General features: G+C 64.2%; 13 protein-coding genes. 7 read left to right on the forward strand and 6 right to left on the reverse strand.

The features are described from left to right. Positions 1-167 precede the first annotated feature (167 nt). Positions 168-2,909: an aconitate hydratase AcnA gene (gene acnA, locus B2U07_RS22295; protein ID WP_275546112.1), complete on the reverse strand. Its 2,742-nt coding sequence runs from the start codon at positions 2,907-2,909 to the stop codon at positions 168-170. A 256-nt stretch (positions 2,910-3,165) separates the two neighbouring features. On the opposite strand from acnA, the gene rlmM reads away from it, so the two are divergent. Next, positions 3,166-4,221 carry a 23S rRNA (cytidine(2498)-2'-O)-methyltransferase RlmM gene (gene rlmM / locus B2U07_RS22300; protein WP_197856576.1) on the forward strand — a complete coding sequence of 352 codons (1,056 nt, stop codon included), beginning with the start codon at positions 3,166-3,168 and terminating at the stop codon, positions 4,219-4,221. Positions 4,222-4,311: 90 nt separating this feature from the next. Further along, positions 4,312-4,563: a sulfurtransferase TusA gene (tusA, locus tag B2U07_RS22305; protein ID WP_003460892.1), complete on the forward strand. Its 252-nt coding sequence runs from the start codon at positions 4,312-4,314 to the stop codon at positions 4,561-4,563. An 86-nt stretch (positions 4,564-4,649) separates the two neighbouring features. On the opposite strand, the gene B2U07_RS22310 is transcribed toward tusA, so the two are convergent. Then, the gene (locus B2U07_RS22310; RefSeq protein WP_275546111.1) at positions 4,650-5,708 is read right to left on the reverse strand and encodes a DUF3080 domain-containing protein; all 1,059 of its coding nucleotides are present in this window, start codon (positions 5,706-5,708) and stop codon (positions 4,650-4,652) included. A 39-nt stretch (positions 5,709-5,747) separates the two neighbouring features. Beyond that, complete coding sequence (locus tag B2U07_RS22315; RefSeq protein ID WP_296277966.1) at positions 5,748-7,121, reverse strand: MATE family efflux transporter; 1,374 nt, start codon at positions 7,119-7,121, stop codon at positions 5,748-5,750. Positions 7,122-7,270: 149 nt separating this feature from the next. Between B2U07_RS22315 and pdxB the strand changes: the two genes are divergently transcribed. From pdxB to B2U07_RS22330, 3 genes are all read left to right on the forward strand, one after another. Next, the gene (pdxB, locus tag B2U07_RS22320) at positions 7,271-8,401 is read left to right on the forward strand and encodes a 4-phosphoerythronate dehydrogenase PdxB (protein WP_275546109.1); all 1,131 of its coding nucleotides are present in this window, start codon (positions 7,271-7,273) and stop codon (positions 8,399-8,401) included. Positions 8,402-8,876: 475 nt separating this feature from the next. Beyond that, positions 8,877-9,362 (forward strand): glutathione peroxidase, encoded by a 486-nt coding sequence (locus B2U07_RS22325; protein ID WP_275546108.1) that lies wholly within the window; start codon positions 8,877-8,879, stop codon positions 9,360-9,362. Then, entirely contained in the window at positions 9,359-9,817 is a 459-nt protein-coding gene (locus B2U07_RS22330; RefSeq protein ID WP_275546107.1) for a MarR family winged helix-turn-helix transcriptional regulator, read from the forward strand. The genes B2U07_RS22325 and B2U07_RS22330 overlap by 4 nt, the downstream gene beginning before the upstream one ends. Here the strand turns inward: B2U07_RS22330 and B2U07_RS22335 are convergent. Continuing rightward, complete coding sequence (locus B2U07_RS22335; protein ID WP_419096373.1) at positions 9,807-12,170, reverse strand: response regulator; 2,364 nt, start codon at positions 12,168-12,170, stop codon at positions 9,807-9,809. The two genes, B2U07_RS22330 and B2U07_RS22335, sit on opposite strands and share 11 nt — an antisense overlap. 67 nt (positions 12,171-12,237) lie before the next feature. On the opposite strand from B2U07_RS22335, the gene B2U07_RS22340 reads away from it, so the two are divergent. After that, a complete protein-coding gene (locus B2U07_RS22340) occupies positions 12,238-13,128 on the forward strand; it encodes an ATP-binding protein (protein ID WP_275546105.1) in 891 nt (296 codons plus the stop codon). After that, positions 13,125-13,607, forward strand: coding sequence for a GAF domain-containing protein (locus B2U07_RS22345; protein WP_275546104.1), 483 nt, complete (start codon positions 13,125-13,127; stop codon positions 13,605-13,607). Before B2U07_RS22340 ends, B2U07_RS22345 begins: the two co-directional genes overlap by 4 nt. A gap of 65 nt (positions 13,608-13,672) precedes the next feature. Here B2U07_RS22345 and B2U07_RS22350 read toward each other — a convergent pair whose 3' ends face one another. Beyond that, positions 13,673-14,335 (reverse strand): glutathione S-transferase family protein, encoded by a 663-nt coding sequence (locus B2U07_RS22350; RefSeq protein ID WP_275546103.1) that lies wholly within the window; start codon positions 14,333-14,335, stop codon positions 13,673-13,675. A 64-nt stretch (positions 14,336-14,399) separates the two neighbouring features. Then, positions 14,400-15,167 (reverse strand): hypothetical protein, encoded by a 768-nt coding sequence (locus B2U07_RS22355; protein WP_275546102.1) that lies wholly within the window; start codon positions 15,165-15,167, stop codon positions 14,400-14,402. Positions 15,168-15,410: the final 243 nt, after the last annotated feature.

Consider the following 15,410-nt stretch of genomic DNA (forward strand, 5'->3'; position numbering starts at 1 on the left):
GTTGTAATGCCCTTGTCATCGGCCGACGAGCGGCGAAGTTGAGGGCTGAGTCCGTTTGCGCGAGTGTAAACGCTTTTTGAATGGCGTCACATTTTTGTCACGACGTTGGCCGTCCCTGGCCCGACGGGAAAAAGCGCCCTACCGGATGGAGCGGCAGGGCAGGTCCATCAGTTGGCGATCATCTGCCGGAGCACGTAGTGCAGGATGCCGCCGGCCTTGAAGTACTCGACTTCGTTGAGGGTGTCGATGCGGCACAGCACCTCGACTTCCTCGTGCTGGCCGTCTTCGCGGGTGATGATCAGCGTCAGCGGCATCTGCGGGCGCAGCTCCACGCCCTCCAGCCCTTCGATGGCCAGCACTTCCTTACCGGTCAGCTTGAGGCTGTTGCGGTCGGTACCTGGATTGAACTGCAGCGGCAGCACACCCATGCCTACCAGGTTGGAGCGGTGGATGCGTTCGAAGCTTTCCGCGATCACTGCCTTGACGCCCAGCAGGTTGGTGCCCTTGGCCGCCCAGTCGCGGCTGGAGCCGGTGCCGTACTCCTTGCCGGCGATGATCACCAACGGCGTGCCTTCGGCCTGGTAGCGCATGGCGGCGTCATAGATCGCCAGCTTCTCGCCGCTCGGCACGTGCAGGGTGTTGCCGCCTTCCTCGCCGCCGAGCATCTCGTTGCGGATGCGGATGTTGGCGAAGGTGCCGCGCATCATCACTTCGTGGTTGCCGCGGCGTGAGCCGTAGGAGTTGAAGTCGGCCTTGTCCACACCGTTGTCGCGCAGGTAGCGTCCGGCCGGGCTGTCGGCCTTGATGTTGCCGGCTGGCGAGATATGGTCGGTGGTCACCGAGTCGCCGAGCAGGGCGAGGACGCGCGCCTGGCGAATATCGGTGATGCGGGGTGGGTCGCCAGCGATGTTCTCGAAGAACGGCGGATGCTGGATATAGGTGGAGTCGCCCTGCCAGGCATAGGTGTCGGCCTTGGGTACGGCGATGGCCTGCCATTTCTCGTCGCCGGCGAAGACCTCGGCGTACTCCTTGCGGAACATGGCGGTGTCAACCTGGGCGATGGCCTGGGCGATCTCGCTTTGGGTCGGCCAGATGTCCTTGAGGTAGACCGGCTGGCCATTCTTGCCGGTGCCAAGGGCATCGCGGGTCAGGTCGATGCGCACACTGCCAGCCAGCGCATAGGCCACCACCAGGGGCGGCGAGGCCAGCCAGTTGGTTTTTACCAGCGGGTGTACGCGGCCCTCGAAGTTGCGGTTACCGGAGAGCACCGAGGCGACGGTCAGGTCGGCCTGGGTGATGGCTTTCTCGATGGGCTCGCGCAGCGGGCCGGAGTTGCCGATGCAGGTGGTGCAGCCGTAGCCCACCAGGTCGAAGCCAAGTGTCTCCAGGAAGGGCGTCAGGCCGGCGGCGTCGAAGTACTCGGTGACCACCTTGGAGCCGGGCGCCAGCGAGCTCTTGACCCAGGGCTGACGCTGCAAGCCTTTCTCCACGGCCTTCTTGGCCAGCAGGCCGGCGGCCATCATCACGCTGGGGTTGGAGGTGTTGGTGCAGGAAGTGATGGCGGCGATCACCACGGCACCATCTTTCAGGCGATGGGTGCGACCTTCATCGTCATAGTCGATTTCGCCGCTCTGCTTGTCGCCGCCAACAGCGGTGCCGCCGCCGCCTTCGCTGAGCATACGGCCTTCTTCCTTGGCGCTCGGCTTGAGCTGCAGGCCGACGAAGTCGTCGAAGGCCTGGCTGACCTGGCCCAGCGAGACGCGGTCCTGCGGGCGCTTGGGACCGGCCAGGCTGGCTTCGACGCTGCCCATGTCCAGGCTCAGGCTGTCGGTGAACAGCGGCTCGGCGCCTGGCTCGCGCCACAGGCCCTGAGCCTTGCTGTAGGCCTCGACCAGTTGCACGGTGGCATCCGGACGGCCGGACAGGCGCAGGTAGCCCAAAGTGATGTCGTCCACCGGGAAGAAGCCGCAAGTGGCGCCGTATTCCGGGGCCATATTGGCGATGGTGGCGCGGTCGGCCAACGGCAGGTCGGCAAGGCCGTCGCCATAGAACTCGACGAATTTGCCCACCACGCCCTTTTTGCGCAGCATCTGGGTTACCGTCAGCACTAGGTCGGTGGCGGTGATGCCTTCCTTGAGCTTGCCGCTGAGCTTGAAGCCGATCACTTCGGGAATCAGCATCGACACCGGCTGGCCGAGCATGGCCGCTTCCGCCTCGATGCCGCCGACGCCCCAGCCGAGCACGCCGAGTCCGTTGATCATGGTGGTGTGCGAGTCGGTGCCGACCAGGGTGTCGGGGAAGGCGAGGGTGGCGCCGTCTTCTTCCTTGGTCCATACGGTGCGCGCCAGGTACTCGAGGTTGACCTGGTGGCAGATGCCGGTGCCCGGTGGCACCACGCTGAAATTGTCGAAGGCGTGCTGGCCCCAGCGCAGGAAGGCGTAGCGCTCGCCGTTGCGCTGCATTTCCAGCTCGACGTTGTCGTGGAAGGCGCTGGAGGAGGCGTAGCGGTCGACCATAACCGAGTGGTCGATGACCAGATCCACCGGCGACAGCGGGTTGATCCGCTGCGGATCGCCACCGGCCTTGGCCATGGCGTCGCGCATGGCGGCCAGGTCGACCACCGCCGGCACGCCGGTGAAGTCCTGCATCAGCACGCGCGCCGGGCGGTACTGGATCTCGCGGTCGGAGGCGCGCTTGTCGAGCCAGTCGACCATAGCCTGCAGATCCTGCGGCTGTACGGTCTTGCCGTCTTCGTTGCGCAGCAGGTTTTCCAGCAGCACCTTGAGCGACTTGGGCAAGCGGTCGATGTTGCCGAGGCGTTGGGCGGCTTCGGGCAGGCTGAAATAGTGGTAGGTGGCGTCGCCGATCTTCAGTTCGCGGCGGCAGTTCAGGCTATCGAGGGAGGGCATTGCACATCTCCTTGGGCCCGCACGGTTCGGGCTGTGTCTGATGGCGGCAGACCTTCAAGCTAGTTCGGCTTGGGCGGTCTGGCTAGCGCATATCCTTTATCGGTTGCTATGCGCTGCCTGTGTTGGATGGCCGGATCTCATCGAGACGCGATGGCCAGCGGCTCCGTATCTGTGGGCAGCACATATGTAGCTGGACAGGTTTAGCGGCTCTGGGTTCCGGTCTCGGGTATCATGCGCGCCTCATGGAGACCCTTTGATGAATACCCTGTTTCTGCATTGCCGCCCCGGTTTCGAGGGAGAGGTTTGCGCCGAGATCACCGACCTCGCGGCGCGTCTGGACGTGCCCGGCTACTCCAAGGCCAAGCCCGGCAGCGCCTGCGCCGAGTTCGTCTGCAGCGAGGCGGCCGATAGTGAACGGCTGATGCGTAGCGTGCGTTTCAATCAGCTGATCTTCCCGCGGCAGTGGGCGCGCGGTGCGTTCGTCAGCCTGCCGGAAAGCGACCGTATCAGCGTGTTGCTGGAAGCCTTGGCCGACTATCCGGTGTGCGGCAGCCTGTGGCTGGAAGTGGTGGATACCAACGAGGGCAAGGAAGTCTCGACCTTCTGCAAGAAGTTCGAGGCGCCGCTGCGCAAGGCGCTGCTCAAGGCCGGCAGGCTGGTGGACGACGCCAGGAAGTCGCGCCTGCTGCTGACCTTCAAGAGCGGCCGCGAGGTCTTCGCCGGTATCGCCGAGGCGGACAACCAGGCGATGTGGCCCATGGGCATTCCGCGCCTGAAGTTCCCGCGCGAGGCGCCGAGCCGCTCGACGCTCAAGCTGGAGGAGGCCTGGCACCATTTCATCCCGCGTGAGCAGTGGGATCAGCGCCTGGCGCCCGGCATGACCGCCGTGGACCTGGGCGCCGCACCGGGCGGCTGGACCTGGCAGCTGGTCAATCGGGAGATTCGTGTGACGGCCGTGGACAACGGGCCGATGGCCGAAAGCCTGATGTATTCCGGCTTCGTCGTGCACCAGCGCGCCGATGGTTTCACCTTTCGCCCGCGCCATCCGGTGCACTGGATGGTCTGCGATATCGTCGAGAAGCCGGCGCGCACGGCGGCGATGATCGAGACCTGGCTGGGCGAAGGGCTGTGTCGCGAGGCGGTGGTCAATCTCAAACTGCCTATGAAGCAGCGCTACGCCGAGGTGCGGCGCCTGCTCGATCGCATCGAGTCGGGGCTGGTCGAGCGCGGCCTCAAGGTCAGCATCGGTTGCAAGCAGCTGTATCACGACCGCGAGGAAGTGACCTGTCACCTGCGTCGACACGGCAGGTGACGAACTGAACCCGGCATGCGCGCTGGCTGTGCGCAGGTGACCTTTAGATCAGCTTTGCGCGACAATGCGCGCCTGCCTGTGGAGCCCTTTATGTCCGAAGCCCTGACCCTCAACCACGATGACCTGCTCGATGCCAGTGGCCTGAATTGCCCTGAGCCGGTGATGATGCTGCACAACAAGGTGCGCGACCTGTCGCCGGGCGGCTTGCTCAAGGTGATCGCCACCGATCCCTCGACCCGCCGTGACATTCCCAAGTTCTGCGTGTTCCTCGGCCATGAACTGCTCGGCCAGGCCGAGGAAGACGGCACCTATTTGTACTGGATTCGCAAGAAGGCCGATTAGGCTGCGTCCGTAAATTTAAGCCGTAGGGCGGGTGCAACCCGCCTAGTCGCGGCTGGCGGGTTGCACCCGCCCTACCTGAGCGTGCGCTAGCTCGCGCTATTCCAACCCGCCTGTCCTGGCGCCAGGCCGCAGCTGTTCAGCAGCGTCTGCCAGGCCTTGACGTGGCGTGCCGTGGCCATACGGAAATCCTGCCATAACGAACCCTGCTCGCCCGCCAATCGCTGCAGATGCTCGCGGGTGGCTGGCGGAATGCCGTCGATACGCTGCAATTGCAGCAGCGCCGCCTGCCACTGCTGGCCGCGCTGGTCGACCTGTGCCAGATAAGGCTGCAGGCCGCCGGCGTAGAACTTGACGAAGATGTTCTGCAGGATGCGCCCGCGCGGCGTCGCCTGGCCCAGTGGGCACAGCGGGCGGCCATGTTGGCGTTGCTCCAGCATTTCGCTGCCGGCGTCGAGGGTGTGGCGCAGGCTGGCCAGGCTGGTGATCAACTGGCCGCCCTGTTCGCTGGCGTATAGGGCGAAGAACAGCGGCTCCAGCTCCTTGGCACTCGGCGGTAGCTGGCCCGGCAGGCCGGCGCCGATGATGCCCAGCCGCTGCAGTGCGTCCAGGGCGGCACTGTCTTCCTGAGTGTCGACCGGCAATGCCTGGTCGGCAAAACGCAGGTAGTTCTCGAACTCCGGGCTACCGTTCAGGGCATTCCAGAACACTGCTGGCAGTTGCTGGCGCTTGTCGCTGGCCAGGCGCTGCAGAGTGGCCTTGAGGCTGGAGTCGTCCTGCAGATGCGGCAGGCAGTCATCGATGGCGCGCAGCAGGTCGCCTTCGTAGCCAAGCCGCTGGCTGGGCATCAACTGCTTGCCCAGGCTGCTGTTGCGCTGGCTGATCAACTGCTGCAGGTGCGGACAGCGCCGCGCGTCGATCACCAGATCGAGCAGGCCGATACGCAGCTCGGGAATTTCCGCAAGCCGCTCGCGCCGTGCCGGCAGGCGGTACTGGCTGACGCTGCGGCTGTCGAAGGCGTTGACGTCAGCAGCATCGAGCGAACGCTGCAAGCGCTGGAGGTAGTCGCTCTGCAGGGCCAGTCCGTCGTTGGCCGGGCCGCATGCAGCGAGCAGAAGGAAGCAAAGGAGCAGGACTGGTCGAATCATGCGCCCAGTCTAGAGCTGATCTCCTGCCTATCCAATGGCTCAGGCGGCCCGGCGAATGCGCTTACGCGCGCTGCGCGCCAGGCGCACGATGAGCATCGCCGCGGCGCAGGTCAGGCCCACCACCAAACCTTGCCACAGGCCGCTGGGGCCGCTCGGTTCGCCGAACAGGTCGGACAGCCCCAGCGCATACCCCACCGGCAGGCCGATGCCCCAGTAGGCGAACAGGGTCAGCAACATGGTGATGCGCGTGTCCTGATAGCCACGCAGTGCGCCGGCTGCAGTGACTTGAATGGCGTCGGAGAACTGGAACAGCGCCGCATAGACGATGAGTGTCGCGGCCACGGCGATTACCGCTTTGTCCGGCGTGTAGATCTGCGCGATCTGCTCGCGCAGCAGGAACATCAGGCTGGCCGATAAACAGGCGTAACCCAGCGCTGCGCCCATGCTTACCCCGGCGGCGAAACGCGCTTCACGCGGCTGGCCGCGGCCCAGTGCCTGGCCGACGCGCACCGTGGCGGCCATGCCCAGCGAGTAGGGGATCATGAACACCATGGAGCTGAAATTCAGAGCGATCTGATGCCCGGCCACCACGGTGGCGCCGAGCCCGCCGATCAGCAGGGCGATCACTGCGAAGATGCTCGCTTCAGCGAACACTGCGATGCCAATCGGCACGCCGACGCTCAGCAGGCGTCTGATCACCGTCCACTGTGGCCATTCGAAATGAGCGAACAGGGCGCTGGCGCGGTAGTAGGGCGCCCATCTCACCCAGACCAGCATGCCGACCAGCATGAAGCCCATCACCAGCGCGGTCGCCCAGCCGCAGCCCACGCCGCCCATGGCCGGCAAGCCGAACTTGCCGTAGATGAAGATGTAGTTGGCCGGGATATTGAGCAGCAGGCCGAGAATGCCCAGCACCATGGCTGGGCGGGTATGGCCCAGGCCATCGCTGCAGCAACGCAGCACGTGATACAGCGCCACCGCCGGAAAACCGCAGGCCACGGCGCGCAGGTAGCCCATGGCCGGGGCGATCAGCGCCGGGTCGACGTCCATGGTGCGCAGGATGAACTCGGCGTTCCACAAAAGCGTCGCTGCGCTGCCGCCCACCGCCAGCGCCAGCCAGAGTGCCTGACGCACCAGTGGGCCGATGGCTGCTTCCTCGCCGGCGCCGAAGCGCTCCGCCACCTTGGGCGTGGTGGCCAGCAGGATGCCGGTCATCAGCAGGAACACCGGCACCCAGATCGAGTTGCCCAGCGCCACGGCGGCCAGGTCCTGCGGGCTGACGCGCCCGGCCATCAGCGTGTCGACGAAGCCCATGGCGGTGTGCGCCAGCTGGGCGATGATGATGGGCGTGGCCAGGATGAGCAGGCTGCGCAGTTCCGTGCGCACGCGGCCAAGGCGGGTGTCGGTGGACATTTCGACTCTTCGGGATAACAGGAAACCGCGTAGTCTACGCCTTGACGCAGCGGTCAGGAAAGTATGGCGTAAGGCTCTGCCGGGCGCCTCGCGGGCGACGCTGGCGATCACGCTGGCATAGAATGGCGGCCTGCCCGATGGAGCCTGCCATGTACATAGTCGCCGACGAAAACATTCCCCTGCTCGATGAATTCTTCGCTGCGTTCGGCAGCATCCGCCGCCTGCCTGGGCGCGGCATCACGGCGGCCGACGTGCGCGATGCCGACCTGCTGCTGGTGCGCTCGGTGACTCAGGTGAATCGTGCGCTGCTCGAAGGCAGCCGGGTCCGCTTTGTCGGTACCTGCACTATCGGTACCGACCATCTTGATCTCGATTACTTCGCCGAAGCCGGCATCGCCTGGAGCAGCGCACCGGGCTGCAACGCCCGCGGTGTGGTGGATTACGTGCTGGGTAGCGTGCTGACCCTGGCCGAGCGCGAGGGCGTCGACCCCGCTGCGCGCGTCTATGGGGTGGTGGGCGCGGGGCAGGTCGGTGGGCGTTTGGTCGAGCTGTTGCGCGGTCTTGGCTGGCAGGTGCGGGTGTGCGACCCGCCGCGCCAGGCTGCCGAGGGCGGCGATTTCGTCAGTCTGGAGCGGGTCATCGAAGAATGCGACGTGATCAGCCTGCACACGCCGCTGGACGCGTCGACGCGCCATCTGTTCGACGCGACTCGCCTGGCGACATTGAAGCCGGGAACCTGGCTGATCAATGCCAGCCGCGGTGCCGTGGTGAACAACGCGGCGTTGCGCGCGCTGCTGCCGCAGCGCCCCGATCTGAAGGCGGTGCTCGACGTCTGGGAAGGCGAGCCGCAGGCCGATGTCGAACTGGCCGCCCTGTGCCAGCTGGCGACGCCGCATATCGCCGGTTACAGCCTGGACGGCAAGCTGCGCGGCACGGCGCAAATCTATCAGGCTTGCTGCCGTGTGCTGGGCATACCTGAGCAGGTGAGCCTGGCCGAGCTGCTGCCAGCGCCCTGGCTCCGCGAGCTGAGCATCGACGGCAACGCCGACCCGGCCTGGGCCCTGGCCAGCCTGTGCCGAGCAGTCTACGATCCGCGCCGCGACGATGCGGATTTTCGCCGTAGCCTGGTGGGCGATGCCGATGCTCGTCGCGCCAGTTTCGACCGCTTGCGCAAGCACTACCCGATGCGTCGCGAGATCGATGGCCTGCACGTACGCATTCAGGACGATGCAGCACCACTGACCGCGCTGGTACGAGCCCTGGGCGCCACCGTTTCGTAGGGTGGGTTAGCCGCCTGTCACGTGTATCGATCAGTTGCTAAGCCCGGTGCGGCGTAACCCCCCATCGGCGCAACGCGATAGATCGCCTGGTGGGTTACGCGGCGCGCTGGGTTCATCTGCGTTTGGAAGTCCGGCATTCGGCGCCGCTAACCCACCCTACGGGATAGCGTGTATCCCTCTATGTACGCATTGACGCCATCGTCTTGTAGTGTGGGTTAGCCACTTGTCTCGGTTGTCGATCAGCTCGCTATGCCGGGTGTGGCGTAACCCACCATCGGCGCAACGCGATAGATCGCCTGGTGGGTTACGCGGCGCGCTGGGTTCATCTGCGTTTGGAAGCCCGGCATTCGGCGCCGTTAACCCGCCCTACGGATAGTGCGATATCTGCATGCCTTATCTTGCAGCAATTAAATTGCATGCAATTTAATTGCTCGCTATTTTGTCCGTCACTTTCCGCCCATCAGGACGATTCCCCATGAGCAATGCACTTTTCGATATTCCAGTCACGACCATTAAGGACGAGCAGAAGACCCTGGCCGACTTCGGCGGCAAGGCCGTGCTGGTGGTCAACACAGCCAGCAAGTGCGGTTTCACCCCGCAGTACAAGGGGTTGGAGAACGTCTGGCAGCAATACAAGGACAAGGGCCTGGTGGTGCTGGGCTTTCCCTGCAACCAGTTTGGCAAGCAGGAGCCGGGTGACGAAGGCGCGATTTCCGAGTTCTGCGAGCTGAATTTCGGCGTCAGCTTCCCGCTGTTCAAGAAGGTCGACGTCAACGGCGCCGACGCTCATCCGCTGTTTGTGCAGTTGAAAAAGCGCGCCCCCGGCCTGCTGGGTAGCCAGGGTATCAAGTGGAATTTCACCAAGTTCCTGATCGGCAAGGATGGCCAGGTGGTCAAGCGCTTCGCCCCGACCACCAAGCCGGAAGAACTGAGCAGCGAGATCGAAGCGCTGCTGAAATGACCGCGTTCGATACCGCCGGGCTGCAGTTGGACAACCAGCTGTGCTTCAAGCTTTACGCCGCCTCGCGCGCCGTGATTCGCGCCTACAAGCCGATGCTTGATGCCCTTGGCCTGACCTACCCGCAGTACCTGGCGATGCTGGTGCTGTGGGAGTGGCAGGAACATGCGCCCGCGCAGCCGACGCTCAAGGCGCTCGGGCAACGTCTGCAGCTGGACTCTGGAACCCTGACGCCGCTGCTCAAGCGTCTGGAACAGATGGGCCTGGTGCAGCGCCGTCGTGCGCAGGCGGACGAGCGAGAGGTGCATCTGGCGCTGAGCGAGACCGGCAGGGCGCTGCAGGCGCAGGTTCTGCCGCTCAAGGCGCAGTTGCTTTGCCAGTTCGGTGATCAGGACCTGCTGGAGATGGAAGGGCTGCGTCGCAGCCTGGATCGTTTGCTGGCGCGGCTCAGCGAGTGACGTCGCTGGGCAGCCAGGTGTCGAGCATGGCTGCCAGTTCTTCACGGCGGAAGGGTTTGGCCAGGTAGTCATTCATGCCGGCTGCGCGGCAGCGTTCGCGCTCGTCGGACAGCGCATTGGCCGTCAGGGCGACGATGGGCAGTTCCGGCCAGCGGCCGTTGCTGCGGATGCGCCGGCTGGCCTCGTAGCCGTCCATTACCGGCATGTTGCAGTCCATCAGGATCAGGTCGACGGGCTGTTGCTCCAGCATTTCCAGGGCTTCACCGCCATGACCGGCGACCAGAACCTGATAGCCGAGCTTGGCCAGCATGCCCTTGGCGACCATCTGGTTCACCGGATTGTCTTCGACCAGCAGCACGCGCGCTGCGCTTTGCCGGCGAGGCTGCGCCTGGGCGTCGTTACCCAGCTCGCTGTCGTCGCTCTGCAGGATGTGCCGCAGCATCTGCAACAACCCGTTGCGCGCCAGGGGGCGGGCAATCTGCAGCAGCGGCATGAGACGTTGTGCCTGGTCATGCGGTAGGAAATTGCCGTAGGCCGTGACCAGCAAAACCGGTGTGGTGATCGTTGGGCGAAGGCCCAGCAGACACTCGGGGCAATCGCTGATCAGCAGGTCGGCGTCCACGCCGAGCAGGCTGGCATCGGTGTCCAGGCGCTGGTAGCTCAGGCCCCAGGTGGGCAGCCATTGGCTGAGCATTTGTTGCAGGCCGCTGCTGGCCGGCGTCATGGCTACGATGCGGCCCTGCAGTGAGGGCTGCATGGCGGCTTGGGCATGAGCCGGCAGCGGCAGCTCGGCGCAGAACTCGCTGCCGAAGCCTTCCTTCGATTGCAGGGTCAGCTTGCCTTGCATCGCTTGGCAAAGACGCCGTGTCAGCGCCAGACCCAGCCCGGTGCCGCCGTACTCGCGGGTAATGCCCACTTCGGCCTGGGCGAAGGGCTGGAAGATGCGCGCCTGGGCGTCTGCGGCGATGCCGATACCGGTATCGCGCACGCGAATGCTGATGCCGTCCGCGCTGCTGGCGACGATCAGGTCGACACGGCCGAATCGGGTGAACTTGAGCGCGTTGGACAGCAGGTTGCTGACGATCTGGCGCACCCGCGTCGGATCGCCCAGCACCTGCGCCGGCAGTGCCGGATCGATCAGGCAGGTCAGCTCCACGGCGCTGGCGGCGTTCTGCGACAGCAGGCTGGCGGTTTCCTCGGCCAGGGCGCCGAGGTCGAAGGGGATTTCTTCCAGCTCCAGCTGGCCGGCTTCGAATTTCGACAGATCGAGGATGTCGTTGAGCAGTTCCACCAGCACCTTGCCGGAGTCATGGGCGATGCCCAGCTGCTGACGTTGTTCGGGGCTGAGCGGGCCGTCCAGCGCCAACGCCAGCATGCCCAGCAGGCCGTTGAGCGGTGTGCGGATCTCGTGGCTCATATTGGCCAGGAAGGCCGAGCGTGCCTGCGCCATGTTCAGCGCGGTGGTGCGCGCCATCTCCAGTTCGCTGTTGGATTGGCTGAGGCGGGCGTTGGTGGCCTTGAGCTCGGCGGTGCGCGCCGAGACGATGTTTTCCAGCTCGCCGAGGTATTGGGTCAGCCGGTCTTCGGCGTTGCGTCGTTGCTCAATCTCCTGGGCAATGCTCGACAGCTGGCGGTTGGTGACTTCGACCAGGATGCCGATCTCGTCGCGCTCATGGCCCTTGGGGCAGGGCACCGGGCGATGATGCGGATCCTGCGGGTTGCGTTGGCTCAGTGCGCGAATCACGCCGGTCAGCGGCTTGGTCAGCATGAAATAGAACATCACCAGCAGGATCAGCGACAGCAACAGGCTGCGTGCGAAGCCGGTGAGCAGGGTCAGCAGCGAGCGCCGCAGGAAGTGGCTGCCGAAGGCGTAGGTATCGATCTCCAGGCGCAGGAAACCCAGCGGCTCGTGAGGCGCGTGGGAGACGAACAGCGGGTCCTGGAATGCGCGCTCGGCGCCAAACAGGCTGTCGCTCATGAAACGGTAACGGCTCTCGCTACGCGGCCGACTGACGCTGGCCAGCACCAGGCCGCTGTTGTCGATCAGCTCGGCGCGGGTCACCGCTGGCGAGCGCAGCAGGCCGAGTACCAGCTCCTGCGCCAGTTCCGCATCGATGTTGTAGGCGATACGGGCGGCGGGGTTGTGGCTGATTTCCAGCAGTGCGCGAATCTCGCGGTTGATGGAGGCCTCTTCGCTGGCATAATCGATCGCCACCTGGGTGACGCTCAGCAGCGTGCCAAGGATAAACGCCACCAGCACGGTCAAGCCGGCCTGTTTGAATGACAGGCGATTGGTGAGCGAAATATCCATAAATGCGTGCGTAGTCTCTGATCCTTGGCGCTTGCCAAGCATAGCTGATAGCGACCCTGTACCGGCAGAGCCTGCAACGTGCGGCTCTGCGCAAAAGGAGTAGTAGACCGTGGATTCCCGATTGCTGGATTTTCTCGCCCGCGCCGAGCAGGTGCTGGAGCGTCTCGAGCCTTTGCTGCCTGCGCTGCGCCCGCAGGTCGACTGGAACACATGCGTGGCCGCGCGCTGGGTGCGCGATGGCCGCAGCGGTTACCTGTTGCCGCTGGAGGTCAGCCTCGACCTGTCGCTGAGCGACCTGCTGGGTGTGGACGCCCAGCGCGAGCAGCTGGCGCGCAATACCCGTCAGTTCGTCAGCGGCATGCCGGCCAACCATGCGTTGCTCTGGGGTGCGCGTGGTACCGGCAAATCCTCTCTGGTGCGTGCGCTGCTTGCCGAGCACGCCAGGGCTGGTCTGCGTCTGATCGAGATCGAACGCGATCATCTGGCCGACCTGCCGCGCGTGGTGGAACTGCTGGCCGGTTTGCCGCAGCGCTTCGTGCTGTTCTGCGACGATCTGTCATTCGAGGCAGGCGAGGGCGACTACCGCGTGCTCAAGAGCGTGCTCGACGGTTCGCTGGAACAGGCGCCGGACAACGTGCTGCTCTATGCGACCTCCAACCGGCGCCACCTGGTGCCCGAGCGGCAGAGTGACAACGAGAATTGGAAGATGGTCGACGGCGAACTGCACCCCAATGAGGCGGTGGAGGACAAGATCGCATTGTCCGATCGATTCGGTCTGTGGCTGTCGTTTTATCCCTTCAGCCAGGATCACTTCCTGATCGTCGTGCGTCACTGGGTTGACGTGCAGGCGCGCCAGGTGGGGCTGAACTGGAGCTGGGACGAGGCGCTGGAAAAGGCGGCCATTCGCTGGGCGCTGGGACGCGGTAACCGCAATGGGCGCTGCGCCTATCAATTCGCCCGCCACTGGGTCGGGCTGCAACTGCTGGAGCAACAGGCATGATCGATCTTTCCCAGGCCGGGGCTGACCTCAATGGTTATCCGCTACTGAGTGCGCAACTGCAGGCGCTGCTGTCCGGTGAACGTGACTTCATCGCCAACGCCGCACAGTTCTCCGCCTTTCTTTTTCACGAACTGGCCGACCTCAACTGGGCCGGCTTCTATCTGGTCAAGGATGGCGAACTGGTGCTTGGCCCGTTCCAGGGCAAGGTAGCCTGCGTGCGCATCGCTTTCGGTCGCGGCGTGTGCGGAGCGGCTGCGGCGAGTTTGCAGACGCAGCGAGTCGAAGACGTGCATGCCTTCGCCGGACATATCGCCTGCGACAGCGCGTCGAACAGCGAATTGGTGGTGCCCCTGGTCAAGGACGGCCGCCTGATCGGCGTGCTGGATCTGGACAGCCCGTCGGTAGGGCGTTTCACCGAAGCGGATCAGGCCGGCATCGAAGCGCTGGCGGCGATCTTCCTGGCCGCCAGCGACTGCTGAGTCGCAAGGCCATCATGTGTGCCGACCGTTTGTGCTGATCCCGCTAACGGTCGGTGCGTTTGCTGTTAACGCTTGGCGCCGATCTTCTCCAGCGTGCGCAGCTCGCGTGGCAGCAGGTGCTGCATGGAGGCGCTGGCCTTGACGCGCTGAAAGTGCGCGGTCAGGTTCGGCCAGCGCGCGGCGTCCAGTGTTTCGCCGCCGTGCTCCATGTTGATCAACTGGCAGGCCAGCGCCAGATCGGCCATCGACAGTCGCTCGCCGAGGAAATAGGGCGCATCGCCCAGCGTGGCTTCGAAGTAATCGAAGTGGTTCGGTAGTTTGTCCCGGAGCGCCTGCTGCACCTTTTCCTCGTCGCACGGCTGGCCCATGGTGGCTTTCAGCACGCGGTTGCGGAACACGGTGAAGGTGCACAGCGGTGCAAGCTCGTAGTCGGCGTATTTTTCCAGCCAGCGCACCTTGGCGCGTTGCTCGGCATCGGCGCCATACAACGGCTTGTGCTCGGGGTAATGTTCTTCCAGGTACTGGCAGATGACGCTGGAGTCCGCCAGCGTGAGGTCGCCGTCGCGAAAGGCAGGAATGCGCCCCAGAGGGTTGAGTTCGCGAAACCAGTCCGGCTGGCCGAAGGGCATGACCACTTCGAGTTCGTAATCCAGGCCCTTCTCGATCAGGCACAGACAGACTTTACGGACGAACGGGGAGAGTGGCGCCCCGTAAACGGTCATGCTCATTGCAGCTCCTAATCCTCGGTCAGCGTGTTGGGCTGAGCGAAGGCGAACGTTGCTCTGCCGCCGCTCAGTCGTAGATGTTCTTCTTTTTCCAGTCGTCGTCTTCCAGGTCTTTCAGACCTTCGGTCAACTCGCTCGGTTCTTGCGCTGCGGGTGCATTGTTGTTGAGGACCATTGCATTGGCGCGCGCCAACTGCTCCTCGAAGCGTTTGAGTTGCGCCTGGTAAGGCGCAGGTTCGGGTTGCTTGCGCAGGTACTGCACGCCGCGCTCGAAGGCCAGGCGCGCCTGGCCAGGCTGGTTCTGCTGCATTGCCGTCTGGCCAAGGGTGCTGAAGAACTCGATATGCACCAGCACCAGCATTTGGCGAATCTGCTTGAGCCAATGCTTGCCTTCGCTGACGGGCAGCAGGCCGCCCTGTACCGAGCCGGTGATCAACGCATGGAGATTTTCCAGAAGGAAACGTATGTCCTTGGCCTTGGCTTCGTTGGTGACGGGCTGAGGCGGGTTCTGCACCGCGATGGATTCGCCCTTGGCGATCTCGGTCTTCAGGGTGGCGATATCGTTCTGCAACGCGGCGTTTTGCTTATCCAGCGGCAGCAGGCGTTCGCTGACCTGGAGCTGTAGCTGGCTGAGCAGCAGCTTCAATTGCGGCGTCATCAACTGGCCGGGCATGCGTTCGGAGATATCCTGGCAGCGACGAATGCGGTCGAGCAGGTCGGCGCGCTGGCGGGCTTTCTCCAGCTTGCTGTTCTCGACGGCATGGTTGATGTAGGCAATTACCATCAGCAGGGCGATGCCGCCGACTATCAGCATGGTTATCACGAGTGCGGACACTGCTTGGGACCTCTCGAGAATCAACTTTTCGACCGAGTGTAGTGGCTTGGTCGCATCGCTCCTAGTGTCATGTCAATTTATGGGCTGAAGTCTTTGATTTTAAAAATTTTTTAGAGAGTGGTTGACGACCTCTCAAAGCCTCCATAGAATGCGCGCCACTTCCAGCGCAAAGCCTAAAGCGAAGCGAAGGAAGCCGGAAAGTTGCTTGATGTTCCGGGGTGTGTCCCCTTCGTCTAGTGGCCT

Source organism: Pseudomonas sp. UBA7530, from assembly GCF_002479365.1.
Taxonomy (GTDB): domain Bacteria; phylum Pseudomonadota; class Gammaproteobacteria; order Pseudomonadales; family Pseudomonadaceae; genus Aquipseudomonas.

Coding starts and splice junctions, on each gene's coding strand:
- B2U07_RS22310 (WP_275546111.1), bottom strand. CDS start 5,708: ATGATTCGACCAGTCCTGCTCCTTTGCTTCCTTCTGCTCGCTGCATGC.
- B2U07_RS22350 (WP_275546103.1), bottom strand. CDS start 14,335: ATGAGCATGACCGTTTACGGGGCGCCACTCTCCCCGTTCGTCCGTAAA.
- B2U07_RS22315 (WP_296277966.1), bottom strand. CDS start 7,121: ATGTCCACCGACACCCGCCTTGGCCGCGTGCGCACGGAACTGCGCAGC.
- B2U07_RS22345 (WP_275546104.1), top strand. CDS start 13,125: ATGATCGATCTTTCCCAGGCCGGGGCTGACCTCAATGGTTATCCGCTA.
- tusA (WP_003460892.1), top strand. CDS start 4,312: ATGTCCGAAGCCCTGACCCTCAACCACGATGACCTGCTCGATGCCAGT.
- B2U07_RS22330 (WP_275546107.1), top strand. CDS start 9,359: ATGACCGCGTTCGATACCGCCGGGCTGCAGTTGGACAACCAGCTGTGC.
- acnA (WP_275546112.1), bottom strand. CDS start 2,909: ATGCCCTCCCTCGATAGCCTGAACTGCCGCCGCGAACTGAAGATCGGC.
- rlmM (WP_197856576.1), top strand. CDS start 3,166: ATGAATACCCTGTTTCTGCATTGCCGCCCCGGTTTCGAGGGAGAGGTT.
- pdxB (WP_275546109.1), top strand. CDS start 7,271: ATGTACATAGTCGCCGACGAAAACATTCCCCTGCTCGATGAATTCTTC.
- B2U07_RS22325 (WP_275546108.1), top strand. CDS start 8,877: ATGAGCAATGCACTTTTCGATATTCCAGTCACGACCATTAAGGACGAG.
- B2U07_RS22335 (WP_419096373.1), bottom strand. CDS start 12,170: ATGCTTGGCAAGCGCCAAGGATCAGAGACTACGCACGCATTTATGGAT.